Here is a 13,886-nt window from a genome sequence, read left to right on the forward strand (position 1 = left end):
CGAAAGGGAAGGAGCGTTCATGGAGATGCCTCGCGGCCGCTGGGTGCTTCTGGCGATCTCGACCGTGGTCGTGCTGGGGGTGCTCGGCGGGGGGCTGGCGCTGCAGGCGGGAGCCGCCGACGGCGCCTATCGCCAGGTCCTCACCTTCTCCGAGGTCCTGTCGCTCGTTCTCGACAACTACGTGGACCCGGTCGAGCAGGAGGAGCTCCTCGAAGGCGCCTACGAGGGGCTTCTGGGCGGTCTGGACGACCGCGGCGCCTATCTCAGCTCCGCCGAGGTCGCCGAGTGGAAGAAGCCGGCGGGTGATCCGCTCGCGGAGGTCGGCCTGAGCGTCCTCAAGGCGGGCTCCGTCGTCCAGGTGGTGGCCGTGACGTCGGGCTCGCCGGCCGATCGCGCGGGAATCGAGGTCGGCGACCAGATCCGCCGCTTGGACGGGCGCCCGGTCCGGACCCTCTCGTGGGACCAGATCGTGCGACGCCTGCGCGGGGCGCCCGGAAGCTCGGTGCGCCTTTCGATCGTGCACCCCCGCGAGGGATTCAAGCGGCAGGACCTCGACCTCGCCCGCGCGTCGCTCACTCCGCCGGGGTACGACGTCGAGGTGGAGGCGGGCGTCGGGATCATCGCGGTTCGGGACCTCGCACGGGTAAAGGCCGACGCCCTGGAGGCCGACCTCAAGAAGATCCGGGCGCAGGGGGCGGCGCGGCTGCTCGTCGACCTGCGCAACGTCGCGGGGGGCTCGCCCCGCGACGTCGCTCCGATCGCCGGGTTGTTCGCGACCGGGCCCGCCTTCGTGCTGAAGGACAAGCAGGGGCGCTCCGTCGAGACCGTGACGGCGAAAGGCGACGGCGCCGCGTGGTCCGGCCCGGTCGCCGTGCTCGTCAACGGCGGCACCGCCGGTTCCGCCGAGGCGCTCGTGCGCTGGCTGCAGGGGCGCCGCGAGGCGAAGGTCTTCGGCGAGGGGACCTTCGGACTCGGCCCCGAGCCCAAGCTCGTGGAGCTTCCCGACGGCGGCGGGCTGCTGATCCCCGCGTACCTCTGGGAGACCACGGCGGGCAAGCGCTGGAGCGACGAGGGGATCAAGCCCGACACCGAAGTGCGCGCGGAGCTGAGGGCCGAAGGGAAACTCGTCGACGCGCTCGCGGAACAGCGGCGGCGCACGATCGAAGCCTGGAGCAAGGAAGGCGCGACCGCGGAAGCCAGGCCCAAGGCCGCCTGACGTGCTCGCGCGGCGACGCGCCCACCTCGACCGTGCACGCCTGAGGCGCCTCGCGGGCGCCGACGCCGCTCCCCCGGATCCGGACGTCGATGCGGTGCGCGAGCGCGCCGCGGACCTGCTCCGCGCCGACACCGTGACCGCGCATCTTCGCGAAGGGCTCGACCTCTACCTCGACGAAGCCTCCCGGGACGCCGACGCCGAGATCGCCGAGCGCGAGCGCCGGAGCGCGATCCCTTCGCCTTCGTTCGAGGGAGCGACGGCGGTGGCGGAGGATCCCGCGGAGCGGGCGCGCCTGAGGGGCGCGTGGGAGGCGTTCGAGCGCGCGGTGGAGCCGGCGCGGGCCGCCCGGGGCGAGCTGCGCGCCGACGCGGCGCGGCGGGCGGGAGCCCGGGACGTCGCGGAGTTGCGGGAGCGCACGCTCGCGGTCGACCTGCGCGCGGTGCTCGCGGAAGCCGAGCGCGTCGCGATCGCGCCTCTCGACGAGGCGGTGGCGCGGGCGGCTCGATCGGCCGCCGGAACGCCGGCCGCGACGCTCCCGAGGGTCGAGGGAGTCCTGCGCCGACTCGGGTCGGCGATGGGGGAGGACCCCGACGCGCGCGGACCTCGCGTGCTGGGGGGGTCGGAGTCCCTCTGGCGCACGGAAGCGATCGCTCCTCCGGGAGATCGCGCGACGGTGGTGCTGGGAACGCGGCGCGGCCTCGAGGGGTTCCTCGACGCGTTGGGGGCCTTCGGCGCGGCGGCACGCGCGACGGCGGTCTCGCGCGAGCGCGGGGCGGACGCGCTGGCGGGGGAGCACCCCGCGTGGGCGCGCGCCGCGGAGACGTTGTTCCGCAGGCTTCCGCTCGACGCGGGTTTCCGCGAGTTCGCGGGGATCCGGGAGGATCCGCTCCTCGAGGACCATGTCCGCCTGGAGGCCGCGGTGGCGCCGCGCCTGGCGTGGGCGGCGGCCTCGGTCGCGCTCGAGCGCGACCCGCCGGCGCGGGCCGCCGACGGCTTTCGTCGCGCGAGCGGACGGGAGCCCGACCCTTCGATTCGGGCGGCGGCGTGGGATCGTGATCCTCTCCCCGCAGCGGCCTGGCTCGGCGCGATGTGGGCCGTCCTGCTCGAGGAGCGCCTGCGGACGCGTTGGGGGCGGCGGTGGTCCGTCGCTCGCGGCGCATCGTCCTGGCTTCACGACGTGTGGCTCGCGGAGCCGGACTCCACCCCCGACGCGATGGCCCGCGAGGCCCAGGTCGGTACAATGACGGCGGATGCGGTGCTCGAGGCCTGTCGGCCTCCGCGACGCCTCTCGTGAAAGGACCCGCGTGCTGATCGTGGCGCTGCTCCTCGCGGCCGGGACCGTGCCTCCCGCCGCCCCCGTCGCCCACTCCGCCAACGCGCCCGGCAAGGTGGAGAACACGGTCCTGCGTCGCGGCGACGCGTACGGATGGCTCATCCAGGCGCGCATGTCGCTGCAGAGGGGGCGCTCCCTCGACGTCGTGCGCGCGGTCCAGGAAGCGACGACGCTGCTCCCGGCCGACGCGGATCTGAAGGCCGAGGGATCGGCGCTCCTGCTCGGAGCGGGGCGCCGCGAGGCCGCCGAAGCGATGGCGCGGGAAGCCCTCGCCGCGAAGCCGCGCCAGGCCACGGCGCTTCGCGTCCTCGCCGACCTCTCGGCGAACCGCGCGATCGCCAACGGCGACACGGCCGCGAGGGACGAAGCGATCGCCCTTTACGACCGGCTCGCCGCGGAGCCGCAGGCCGACGACGGCTTCCAGAACATGGCGGCCCGCCTGAAGCTCCAGGCGGGGGACGCCGCGGGCGCGGTCGCGATGGCGCGACGGGCCGCCACGGCCCGGCCGGGAGACCCCATCAGCGCGGGCTTGCTCGCGGAAGCGCTCGCCGCCGAGGGGAAGAACGGGGAGGCGGTCGAGGCGATCGGGGCGTGGATCGCCCAGAACCCCGACGAGCCGTTCCTGATGCCCCGCTTCCAGGACCTGGTACGCCGCACCGGCGAGTGGGAGCGGGCGCTCCCCACGCTCGACGCGGTCCTCGCGGCCACCCCCGACGACCGCGAGGTCCTCGCCTTCCGGGGAGAGGCGCGCGCGAAGGTCGGACGGTACGCCGAGGCGATCGAGGACCTGGAGGTGGCGGCGAAGGGACCGGACGCGGGGGCCTACGCGAAGTTCCAGCTGGCGTCGGCCTACGTCTCGGTGAAGCGGCTCGCGGAGGCGGCGGAGCTCGCCACCGCGCTCGCCGCCGAAGGCGGGGACAACCCGGTCCCCTTCCTGCTCGCGGCCGAGGTCGCGGGAATGCGCGGCGACGATGCCGGCGCCGCCGAGGCTTGGGGGCTCGCGCTCGAGAGGTACGCGGCGCGCGGCCCGCAGGCCGCGGATCGGCGGGACGAGTGCCGCCTGCGCCGGGCCGCCGCGCTTCGCGCGATCGAACGGTACGACGAGGCGGAGCGCACGCTCGCGGAGCTCGAAGCCCCCGACACGCCCGACGCGATCGAGGCGAGAGCGCAGCTCGCGCTCGATCGGGGCGATGACGCCGCGGCCGCGCCGCTGGCGGCGTCCCTGCGGGCGAAGGGGGAGGCGGCGACCGCGGCGGCGATCGAGGCCCGCTCGCTCGCCCGCGCCAAGGACGTCGCGGGCGCGACGGCGCGTTGGCGCGAGGTGATCGCCGCCTACGGGAACCGCGCCCGCGCGCAGGCGGCGTTCGCGCTGCGCGAGGCTGGGTTCGCGAAGGAGGGAGAGGCGCTCCTGCGCGAGTGGACGTTGGCCGCCCCGGAAGACGCGGAGGCGCGATTCCGGCTCGGCTCGTTCCTCGAGCGGGAGGGGCGTTTCACCGCGGCGGAATCGGAGCTTCGCGAGGCGATCCGCCTCGCCCCGACCGACCCCGAGGCGTTGAATTACCTGGGCTACAGCCTGATCGACCGCAACGAGCGCGTGGAGGAGGGGCTTGCGCTCGTGCGCCGCGCCCTCGCGGTCGATCCCCACAACGGCGGATTCCTCGACTCGCTCGGCTGGGGCTTGTTCCGCCTCGGGCGCGCCGCGGAGGCGCGCGAGCCGATGGAGCGGGCGGCCGCGGAGTTTCCGTTCGACGCGACCGTGCTCGACCACCTCGGCGACGTCTACCGCAAGCTCGGCGAGGTCGGAAAGGCCCGCGACGCGTGGAAGCGCGCCCTCGAGTCGCGCCCCGACGACCCCGCTCCCATCCGCAAGAAACTCGACAGCGTGCGCGTGCCGGGAGCGCATTGAGGGCGGGCCGCGTCGCGCTCGCCGCGCTCGCCGCCTCGCTGGTGTCGGCGTGCGCCCCGCGGTCGGGCGCTCCCTCCGTGCGACCGGACGCTCCCGACGCCGTGGGCCTCTACCGGGCCGCGGCGACGGAGACGGGGGGCCGCACGTCGCGTTTCCGGCTGTGGGTCCACGCCGCGCGTCCGGACCGGCTGCACCTCGAGGTGCTCCCTCCGGTCGGGGGGACCGCCTTCATCCTCGATGCCGGAGGGGATGCGGTCGCCGCCTCGTGGGTGGAGGATCGCGTGGCCCTGACCGGCCCCGCCGACGCCGCGTCGATGGGGCGGCTGATCGGGATCCCGATCGACGCCCGCGGATGGGTGTCGACGATCCTCGACGGGGCCGGGGCGGATGGGGTGACGATCGAGCGGCGGGGCGAGCCCGGCTCCCTTCCCGTCTCGCTCACCCTGCGGCGCGAGGGGCTCGAGGTCCGGCTCGAGCGTCGCGAGGTCCGCCGCGCCGCGGGAGAGGTGGGGAACGGCCTCCCGCCCGCGGGATTCGCGGTGCACCCGATCTCGGCGATGGAGGGGCCGTCCCTGCTGGATTCCCTTCTCGCCTCCCCCCCGGAAGGGGAGCGCTGATGCGCGTGGGATGCCCGGCGAAGGTCAACCTCCATCTCGAGGTGCTCGGCCGGAGATCGGACGGATTCCACGAGTTGCGCACGCTCCTCCAGACGATCGACCTCTGGGATTTCCTCGACGCCGAGCCGGACACCGACCTGTCGATGACCTGCGACGACCCCGCGCTCCCGTGCGACGACTCGAACCTCGTGCTTCGCGCCGCCCGGCGGCTCCGGGAACGGCTCGGCCCGGGACCCGGCGCCCGGCTCCGTTTGCGGAAGGGGATCCCGGCGGGGGGAGGGCTCGGCGGGGGAAGCTCGGACGCCGCGGGAGCCCTGCTGTTGCTCGATCGCCTTTGGGAGGGCGGGCTGCCGCGCGAGGCGCTGGCCGAGCTCGCCGCCGGGGTTGGATCCGACTGCCCCTTCTTCCTCTGGGGGGGGACGGCGATCGGCACCGGGCGGGGCGAGCGGATCGAGCCTCTCACCCCGGGACCGACCCGCGACCTCGTCCTGGGCTTTCCCCCGTACGGGATCCCGACGGCGGAGGTCTACCGGCGCTTCGCGGCGTTGACACCCCCCGCGGGTGGTGTTACGGTGCCGGCTCTTTTGACTAAGTGCTCTCCGGTGAAAGACTTCGGAGCCGCGCGCAACGATCTGGAACGCGCGGTGCTCGAGGGCTGGCCGGAGTTGGGGGCGTTTCGCGCGCGCTTGCTCGTCGAAGGCGCGCGACTCGCTCTGGTCAGCGGCAGCGGCTCGACGGTGTTCGGCCTCTTCGACGACGCGTCCGCGGCGATTCGCGCGGCCGCGAACGCCGCGGGGGCCTTCCCGTCGTGGCGGGTCGGAACGTCGCGAACGGTCGCTCGGGGCGTGGGCTTCGAGCCGGAGTCGTCTTAAGCCTGGGGGGGCGACGGATGACGGTGACGGACGTGAAGGTGTTCCCGGTCGCGGAAGACAAGCTCAAGGCGTTCGCGTCGGTCGTCTTCGACGACTGCTTCGTCGTCAGCGACATCAAGATCATCCAGGGCGTGCACGGCCTGTTCGTGTCGATGCCGAGCAAGCGACGGAAGAACGGGACGTTCCGCGACATCGCCCACCCGCTCAACACCGACACCCGCAAGATGATCGAGGAGCGCATCATCGAGAAATACCGCGAGAGCGTCGCGACGGGGGTGCCCGCCGGGGCCGACGACGTCGCGTTGCGCCCGCTCGACTGGGAGGCCTGAGCGCCCCTCCCGGGGCCGGTCGTTCGCCATGATGAAGAGCGAGCTCAAGATCTTCTCGGGGAACGGGAACCCCAGGCTCGCTCAGGCGATCTGCGACTACCTGCGCCTGCCGCTCGGCCAGATCCGGCTGACCCGTTTCAGCGACGGCGAGATCTACTGCCAGCTCCTCGAGAACGTGCGCGGCACGGACGTGTTCGTCGTGCAGCCGACCTGCCATCCGGTCAACGAGAACCTGATGGAGATGCTGATCACCGCCGACGCGCTCAAGCGATCCTCCGCGGCGCGGGTCACGGCGGTGATCCCGTACTACGGGTACGCGAGGCAGGACCGCAAGGACAAGCCTCGCGTACCGATCTCCGCGAAGTTGTGCGCCGACCTGCTCACCGCGGCCGGGGTGCAGCGGATCCTCGCGGTCGACCTGCACGCCCCCGCGATCCAGGGGTTCTTCGACGTGCCGGTCGACCACCTGCTCGCGGCCCCGGTCCTTCTCGAGTGGATCGAGCGCCAGGGGCTCGACGATCTCGTCATCGTCTCCCCCGACGCCGGCGGCGTGGAGCGGGCGCGTTTCTTCGCGAAGAAGCTCGGCGCGGGGCTCGTCATCATCGACAAGCGGCGCGTCGAGGCCAACGTCGCCGAGACGATGAACGTGATCGGCGAGCCGGAGGGGAAGAACTGCGTCATCGTCGACGACCTCGTCGACACCGCGGGGACCCTCGTCGGCACCGTGAAGGCGCTCAAGGACAAGGGAGCGTCCCGCATCTTCGCCTGCTTCAGCCACGCCGTCCTGTCGGGACCGGCGATGGAGCGCCTCGCCGCCTCGGATCTCGAGCGGGTCGTCGTCACCGACACGATCCCGCTCCCCGAGGACAAGGCGCGCGATCCCAAGCTCCAGGTACTCTCCGTCGCGAGCCTCCTCGGGGAGGCGATCGCGCGCATCCACAGCAACTCGTCCGTCAGCTCGTTGTTCGTCTGAACGGTTTCGGAAAGGAACGCGTCGCCATGATCCAGAACATCGTCGTCCAGGTCGAAGAGCGGAAGTCCGGCGGCTCGAACGCCGCGGGACGCATCCGCCGCGAGGGCAAGGTCCCCGGCATCGTCTACGGTCTCGGCCTCGATCCGTTCCCCGTCGCGGTGGATTCCCGTCGCGTGGAGGAGATCCTGCACCTCGAGACGGGCCGCAACACGATCTTCACCCTCCAGCTCGCGGGGCAGGACCGCTCGCGCGCCGTGATGATCCGCGCGCTCCAGCGCGACCCGGTCACCGACCGGATGATCCACGTGGACTTCGTCCGCGTCGATCTCGAGAAGAAGATCCGCGTCCAGGTGCCGATCCGCGCGGTCGGCATCGCGGAGGGGGTCAAGAACGAGGGCGGCCTGCTCGAGTACGTGCACCGCACCGTCGAGGTCGAGTGCCTCCCGGGCTCGATCCCGGAGGCCCTCGAGGTCGACGTCACGGCGCTGCACCTCAACCAGAACGTCTCCGTCGCCGACCTGAAGCTCGCCGAGGGCGTCGAGGTGCTCGACGACCCGGAGACGATCCTCGTGGTCGTGGCGGCGCCTCGCGAGGAGGAGGTCGCCCCCGTGGAGGCCGCGGCGGCGACGACCGCCGAGCCCGAGGTCATCAAGAAGGGCAAGGAAGCCACGGAAGAGGGCGAGAAGAAGGGCGAGAAGAAGTAGCCGCCTGATCCGTGAAGATCGTCGTCGGTCTCGGAAACCCCGGGGACAAGTACCGGGCCACGCGTCACAACGTGGGGTTCCGCGCGGTGGATCTCCTCGCGGAGCGCCACGGCGGCACCTTCGAGGCGAAAGGCGATCTCGGGGACAAGGCCTGGACGGCCCGGGTCACCCTCGCGGGCGCCCCGGTCGTCCTGGCCAAGCCCCGGACCTTCATGAACCGTTCCGGCTCCGCCGTCCTCGCCCTGCTGCGCAAGTACCCCGTGGAGCCGAAGACCGACCTCATCGTCGTGTTCGACGACGCGGACCTCGAGCTCGGCAAGGTCCGCGTCCGCCCCGAGGGGGGACACGGCGGCCAGAACGGCATGCGGTCGATCCTCGAGGTGATCGGAACCCGGGAGTTCCTGCGGGTCAAGCTCGGGATCAAGGGGGTTTCCCGCCTCGAATCCGACCTCGCCGACTACGTCCTCGGTCCGTTCGACCCCGAGGAACGTCCGGTCGTCGAGAACATGATCGTCGCGGGTGCCGACGCCGTGGAGGCCCTGGTGGCGTCCGCGCCGGGCTTTTGCTAAGGTTCGCCGGTCCGAACAACCGAATTGGGGCCGCTCGACGGCCCCGCACCCCTTGCCACCGGCTGGTCCGGTGGCGATGACGCCATGAGGAGGTGCCCGCCTTGCGATCGTACGAGACGATATTCATCACCCTTCCCACCCTGACCGACGACGAGGAGAAATCCGTCGTCGACCACCTCGCGCAGGTGGTCGTCGATTCGGGCGGCTCGCTCGCGATCCGCGATCGGATGGGCCGGCGACGCCTGGCCTACCCGATCTCCAAACACGAGGACGGGGTCTACACGCGCTTCATCTACGACGCCGAGCCCGCGGTCCCCAAAGAGCTCGACCGGCGCCTGCGCATCAGCGACAAGGTGCTCCGGCACATGACGATCTTCATGGAGCCGGAGTGGGCGCAGTTCTCGAAGGAGCAGCACGAGCGCGACCTCGTGGCGCGCGCCGAGGCCGAGGCCGCCCGCGCGGCGGGGATCGTGCCCGCCGAGCCGACGGGGGACCTGGACGAGGAGAACGTCCGCGGCCGTCGCGACGACGCCGGGGATGACGGCGACGACGAGGAGTACGGGCGATGAGCGACATGAACGGCAGGATGGGTCCCCGCGGCGGTGGCGGCGGCGGCCCGAAGGGCGGACCGCGCGCCGGCGGGCGGCGTCGCTTCCTCTTCCGTCGCCGGAAGTACTGCAAGTTCTGCGAGGAGAAGTCGCGCTGGATCGACTACAAGGACCTGCGCACCCTCCAGAACTACATCCCCGAGCGCGCGAAGGTCCTCCCTCGCCGCATCTCGGGAACCTGCGCCAAGCACCAGCGCCAGCTCATGCAGGCGATCAAGCGCGCCCGCTGCATCGCGCTGATCCCGTTCACCGCGGACTAGACGGAGGCGGACGTGAAGGTCGTATTGCGCCAGGACGTCGACAACCTCGGCGACCGCGGGCAGGTGGTGAACGTCGCCCCCGGGTATGCCCGCAATTTCCTCCTCCCCAAGGGGTACGCCCTCGAGGCGACCGAAGGGAACCTCCGGACCGTCCAGCTCCAGCGGAAGGTCTGGGAGAAGCGTGAGGCCAAGGAGGCCGACGGCGCGAGGCAGATCGCCGCGCGCATCGCCGCGGTCAAGCTCTCGATCACCAAGAAGGCGGGGGAGAACAACACCCTCTACGGCTCGGTGACGTCGACCGAGATCGCCGAGCTCCTCCACGCGCAGGGGATCGAGATCGATCGTCGCCGCATCCAGCTGAAGGACCCGATCCGCAGCGTCGGCGCCTTCAAGGTGCCGATCAAGATCCACCGCCAGGTCGTCGCCGAGGCGGATCTCGAGGTGGTCGCCGAGGCGGTCGCGGAGTAGGCCGTGGCCGCCGCGGGCGAAGCGGTCTCCATGCCCCGGCAGATCGGGGCGCTCGTCGCCGGTTGGATCCTCCCGGGGGCGGGGCATGCCGTGCTCGGACGGTATCGACGCGCGGTCCTGTTCGGGGTCGTCGTTCTCGGATCGTTCGGCATGGGCCTCGCGCACGACGGCCGGCTCGCGCTGCGCCTCCCCGAGGACCGCTTCCTGACGACCCTACAGGTCGTCGCGAACGTGGGCGTCGGGCCCCTCGACGCCTTCGCCCGGCAGTCGGTCTACGGGAAGGCCGTCTGGGCGGTCGGCGAAGTCGCGACGAGCGAGCGCGAGGACCTGCGACGGATCCTGCGCGATCGCCTGCGCTCCCCCCTCTCCGCCTACGGCACGGCCTACCTCTGGACGGCGGGTCTCATGAACCTGCTGCTGCTGCTCGACCTGTGGGACATCGGTCGGGGGCGAAAGCCGTGATCCACAGCCACGTCGTGCATCTGTTCGTCTACGCGGCGCTCGTGGCGACCTTCTTCGCCGTGCTGGTCCGCCGGGGACGCAGGGCCCAGGTGCGTTTCGCGGCGCTGACCTTCGCGGCGATGGTGGGCGGGGCCCTGGGGCTGGCCTACCTGATGTTCCCGTTCCCGAAGTGACGCACGGCCGCCCCCGCGCCGTCTGGATCCCCGTGCTCGTCTGCGCGGCGGTCTTCTTCGCCGTCGCCATGCAGCGGGACATGGGAGCGGTCGGCCGCATCTGGGACAAGGCGGTCCACGCGACGGGGTACGCGCTGTTCGGGGTGCTGGCGCTGCGCGCGGCCCACGGCGGCTGGCGGGACCCGGCGCGCGGAGCGGTGGCCCTCGCGGGGGCGGTGACGATCGGACACGGCGCGTGCGTGGAGATCCTCCAGGCGTTCGTACCCTGGCGGGAGGCGAGCGTGGGCGACGTCGCCGCCGACGCCCTGGGGTTCGCGATCGGCCTCGCGCTTTACGCGGCGTATCCGCGCCGCGCGGACTGAGGAGGGACGATGCAGAGACGTTACGCGATCGTTGCGGGGGACGGGATCGGCGTCGACGTGACGCGCGAGGCCGTCCGCGTCCTCGAGGCGGCGTCGAAGGCGTTCTCCGTGCCCATCGAGCTCGAGTCGTTCGACCTCGGCGCGGAGCGGTACCTCGCCACCGGCGTCTCGATGCCGGAGGGGATGTTCGACACGTTCCGGACCTTCGACGCGATCTTCATGGGCGCCTTCGGCGACCCGCGCGTGCCGGACATGAAACACGCGGCGGACATCCTCCTGGGGACCCGTTTCCGGATGGACCTTTACGCGAACCTGCGCCCGGTTCGATGCCTCCACGACCGGCTGTGCCCCCTCAAGAACTACAAGGCCGAGGACGTGGACTTCGTCGTCTTCCGCGAGAACACCGAGGGGGCCTACGTCGGCATGGGCGGGATCTTCAAGAAGGGGACTCCCGACGAAATCGGCGTCCAGGAGGACGTCAACACCCGCAAGGGGGTCGAGCGGATCATCCGCGCGGCGTTCGAGTACGCCCGGAAGACCGGTCGCGGCAAGGTCACGATGTCGGACAAGTCGAACGCGCTGCGTTACGCGCACGACCTCTGGCAACGCGTCTTCGCCGAGGTCGCGAAGGAGTACCCGGAGATCGCGGCGAACCACCTCTACGTCGACGCGCTCGCCATGCAGATCGTGAAGGACCCGCGCCAGTTCGAAGTCGTCGTCACCTGCAACATGTTCGGCGACATCGTGACCGACCTCGGCGCCGCGTTGCAGGGGGGCCTCGGCATGGCCGCGTCCGGGAACATCCGTCCCGGCGAGGTGTCGATGTTCGAGCCGGTGCACGGCTCGGCGCCCAAGTACGCCGGGACCGACACGGCGAACCCCTTCGGCGCCATCCTGACGGCGGGGATGATGCTCGCGCACACCGGCCTTCCCGAAGCCTCGGCCGCGATCGAAGCGGCGGTGATGGAGGCGCTCGAGGCGGGGGAGTGCACCAAGGACGTCGGCGGAAGGCTCGGCACCGCCGCCGCCGGCGAGGGGATCGCGCGGCGGCTTCTGGGAGGGCACCGGGGATGACGAAGGTCCGTTACGACGCGAAGGGCGGGATCGCGACCCTCACGCTCGACGATCCGCCGGCGAACACCTACACCCACGCGATGATGCGCGATCTCGACGAGGCGGTGCTGAAGGCCCGCTTCGACCCGGACGTGCACGTGATCGTCCTGCGGGGGGCGGGAGAGAAGTTCTTCTGCGCCGGCGCGGACATCAGGATGCTCACCGAGGCCGACCCGACCTGGAAGTACTACTTCTGCCTGCATGCGAACGAGACGCTGCTGCGCCTCGAGCACACCCCCAAGCTCGTGATCGCCGCGATCAACGGCCACTGCGTGGGCGGCGGCCTCGAGGTGGCGATGGCGGCGGACCTTCGCATCGCGCGCAAGGAGGGGGGCAAGATCGGCCTCCCCGAGGTGAACCTCGGCGTCCTTCCCGGGACCGGGGGCACGCAGCGCCTCGCGCGCGTGGTCGGCCGTTCCAAGGCGATCGAGCTGATGGCGACGGGACGCAACTTCGGCTTCGAGGAGGCGAAGGCCCTCGGCCTCGTCAACGAGATCGTCGAAGGGGATTTCGACGCGGGGGTCCTGGCGTACGCCGCGCAGTTCCTGCCGCCGGGAAGGGCCGCGAAGGCGGTCGGGCACATCAAGCGCGCCGTGCAGTCGGGGCTCGAGATGTCGCTCGCGGACGGCCTGTCGCTGGAGAGGGAGCTGCAGCAGCGGCTGTTCGAGAGCGACGACGCGGGCGAGGGTCTTGCGGCCTACGTGGAAAAACGGAAGCCCGAGTTCAGGGGGCGGTAGACCGAACGAGCCTCGCCGCCGTCTCGATCCACCTCGGGTGGCCGTTGAGGGACGGAATCAGACGGAACTCCTCGCCGCCGTTCGCCAGGAAACTCTCCTTCGCGCGCATGCCGATCTCCTCGATCGTCTCGAGGCAGTCGGCGACGAAGGCGGGGGAGAAGGCGGCGAGGCGCCTCACGCCCATTTTCGGAAGCCCCTCGACGGTCACGTCGGTGTAGGGCTCGACCCAGATCTCCTTCCCCAGGCGCGACTGGAAGGTCATCGTCCAGGCGCCGTCCCTGAGGCCGAGCTTGGCCGCGAGCGCCCGTGCGGTCGCCGCGCATTGCGCCCGGTAGCAGTTCCGATTGGCGTGGACGATCGTCGCGCAGCACGACCAGTCGGACTTCAGGCAGTGGCCCCCGCCGCTCTCGTCGCTCTTGCGAACCTGGCGCGTCGGCAGGCCGTGGAACGAAAAGAGGACGTGATCGGCTTTCATGGCGTCGAGGATCGGGCGGCCGATCTCGGCGAAGGTCTCGATCATCCCCGCGTCTTCGTAGAAGGGCGGGACGACGGAGAGGTACGGCGTGTTCCAGCGTCCGGAGGCCAGGCGGTAACAGGCCTCGAGACTCGTCCCGGTCGTCGCCGAGGCGTACTGCGGATAGAGGGGGAACAACACGATCCGGTCGATCCCCCTCGAGCGGAAGTGGTCGAAGGCGGAAGGGATCGACGGGTTCCCGTAGCTCATCGCGAGGCGGACCTCGTACCGGTCCCCGAGCGCGGCCTGCAACCCCGTCTCCATCTGGCGGCTGAAGACGAGCAGGGGGGATCCCCCTTCCGTCCACACCTGCTGATAGGCATGAGCCGACTGTTTCGGGCGCGTCCTCAGGATCACGCCGTTCAGGAGCAGCCACCTCGGGATCGCCGGGATGTCCAGGACCCTCGGGTCTCCGAGGAACTCCGCCAGGTAGCGGCGGACGGCCTCGGGGGTCGGGGCATCCGGCGTTCCGACGTTCAGGAGGAGGACGCCGGTGCGGGAGTCGGGGGACGTCATAGGCGCGACAGGTTAACATCCGCGCTCATGGACGACCGCACGCCTCCCGCCGACCTTTCGCGCGTCCGAACCCATCCGCTCGCCGAGCGCTCCAACAAGGTGAAGCTCGAGGACTTCGGCAAGCCCGTGGACCCCGTCGATTCGCTCGACGAGT

17 protein-coding genes and 1 pseudogene are annotated in these 13,886 nt (G+C 71.6%); 17 read left to right on the plus strand and 1 reads right to left on the minus strand.

Features of this window, described 5'->3' with window-relative positions:
• The first annotated feature begins 19 nt into the window (after positions 1-19).
• The 17 genes and pseudogenes from VF139_01210 to VF139_01290 all read left to right on the plus strand — a co-directional run bounded on the left by VF139_01210 (position 20) and on the right by VF139_01290 (position 12,702).
• Positions 20-1,216 (plus strand): S41 family peptidase, encoded by a 1,197-nt coding sequence (locus VF139_01210; protein HEX6849995.1) that lies wholly within the window; start codon positions 20-22, stop codon positions 1,214-1,216.
• Between the two features lies 1 nt (position 1,217).
• The gene (locus tag VF139_01215; protein ID HEX6849996.1) at positions 1,218-2,510 is read left to right on the plus strand and encodes a hypothetical protein; all 1,293 of its coding nucleotides are present in this window, start codon (positions 1,218-1,220) and stop codon (positions 2,508-2,510) included.
• A 10-nt stretch (positions 2,511-2,520) separates the two neighbouring features.
• A complete protein-coding gene (locus VF139_01220) occupies positions 2,521-4,455 on the plus strand; it encodes a tetratricopeptide repeat protein (protein ID HEX6849997.1) in 1,935 nt (644 codons plus the stop codon).
• Entirely contained in the window at positions 4,452-5,072 is a 621-nt protein-coding gene (locus VF139_01225; protein HEX6849998.1) for a hypothetical protein, read from the plus strand. The genes VF139_01220 and VF139_01225 overlap by 4 nt, the downstream gene beginning before the upstream one ends.
• Positions 5,072-5,944, plus strand: a complete 873-nt coding sequence (gene ispE, locus VF139_01230) for a 4-(cytidine 5'-diphospho)-2-C-methyl-D-erythritol kinase (protein HEX6849999.1) — start codon at positions 5,072-5,074, stop codon at positions 5,942-5,944. Before VF139_01225 ends, ispE begins: the two co-directional genes overlap by 1 nt.
• 17 nt (positions 5,945-5,961) lie before the next feature.
• Positions 5,962-6,273 (plus strand): septation regulator SpoVG, encoded by a 312-nt coding sequence (spoVG, locus tag VF139_01235; protein ID HEX6850000.1) that lies wholly within the window; start codon positions 5,962-5,964, stop codon positions 6,271-6,273.
• A gap of 28 nt (positions 6,274-6,301) precedes the next feature.
• Entirely contained in the window at positions 6,302-7,246 is a 945-nt protein-coding gene (locus VF139_01240; protein HEX6850001.1) for a ribose-phosphate pyrophosphokinase, read from the plus strand.
• A 26-nt stretch (positions 7,247-7,272) separates the two neighbouring features.
• On the plus strand, positions 7,273-7,950 hold the full coding sequence (locus VF139_01245) for a 50S ribosomal protein L25 (GenBank protein ID HEX6850002.1): 678 nt from the start codon (positions 7,273-7,275) through the stop codon (positions 7,948-7,950).
• Between the two features lie 11 nt (positions 7,951-7,961).
• Positions 7,962-8,519, plus strand: coding sequence for an aminoacyl-tRNA hydrolase (gene pth / locus VF139_01250; GenBank protein HEX6850003.1), 558 nt, complete (start codon positions 7,962-7,964; stop codon positions 8,517-8,519).
• Between the two features lie 101 nt (positions 8,520-8,620).
• Positions 8,621-9,088 carry a 30S ribosomal protein S6 gene (gene rpsF / locus VF139_01255; protein ID HEX6850004.1) on the plus strand — a complete coding sequence of 156 codons (468 nt, stop codon included), beginning with the start codon at positions 8,621-8,623 and terminating at the stop codon, positions 9,086-9,088.
• An 80-nt stretch (positions 9,089-9,168) separates the two neighbouring features.
• A pseudogene (gene rpsR, locus VF139_01260) lies at positions 9,169-9,387 on the plus strand (30S ribosomal protein S18).
• Positions 9,388-9,399: 12 nt separating this feature from the next.
• Complete coding sequence (gene rplI / locus VF139_01265) at positions 9,400-9,855, plus strand: 50S ribosomal protein L9 (GenBank protein HEX6850005.1); 456 nt, start codon at positions 9,400-9,402, stop codon at positions 9,853-9,855.
• A gap of 3 nt (positions 9,856-9,858) precedes the next feature.
• Positions 9,859-10,317 (plus strand): DUF6677 family protein, encoded by a 459-nt coding sequence (locus VF139_01270; protein HEX6850006.1) that lies wholly within the window; start codon positions 9,859-9,861, stop codon positions 10,315-10,317.
• A complete protein-coding gene (locus VF139_01275) occupies positions 10,314-10,490 on the plus strand; it encodes a hypothetical protein (GenBank protein ID HEX6850007.1) in 177 nt (58 codons plus the stop codon). The genes VF139_01270 and VF139_01275 overlap by 4 nt, the downstream gene beginning before the upstream one ends.
• Positions 10,487-10,852: a VanZ family protein gene (locus VF139_01280; GenBank protein ID HEX6850008.1), complete on the plus strand. Its 366-nt coding sequence runs from the start codon at positions 10,487-10,489 to the stop codon at positions 10,850-10,852. Before VF139_01275 ends, VF139_01280 begins: the two co-directional genes overlap by 4 nt.
• A 9-nt stretch (positions 10,853-10,861) precedes the next feature.
• Positions 10,862-11,926, plus strand: coding sequence for a 3-isopropylmalate dehydrogenase (locus VF139_01285; protein ID HEX6850009.1), 1,065 nt, complete (start codon positions 10,862-10,864; stop codon positions 11,924-11,926).
• Entirely contained in the window at positions 11,923-12,702 is a 780-nt protein-coding gene (locus tag VF139_01290; GenBank protein ID HEX6850010.1) for an enoyl-CoA hydratase/isomerase family protein, read from the plus strand. Before VF139_01285 ends, VF139_01290 begins: the two co-directional genes overlap by 4 nt.
• Here VF139_01290 and hemH read toward each other — a convergent pair.
• Complete coding sequence (gene hemH, locus VF139_01295; GenBank protein HEX6850011.1) at positions 12,689-13,732, minus strand: ferrochelatase; 1,044 nt, start codon at positions 13,730-13,732, stop codon at positions 12,689-12,691. The two genes, VF139_01290 and hemH, sit on opposite strands and share 14 nt — an antisense overlap.
• Between the last annotated feature and the right edge of the window lie 154 nt (positions 13,733-13,886).

The organism is Candidatus Polarisedimenticolaceae bacterium, from assembly GCA_036376135.1.
Lineage (GTDB): Bacteria > Acidobacteriota > Polarisedimenticolia > Polarisedimenticolales > DASRJG01 > DASVAW01.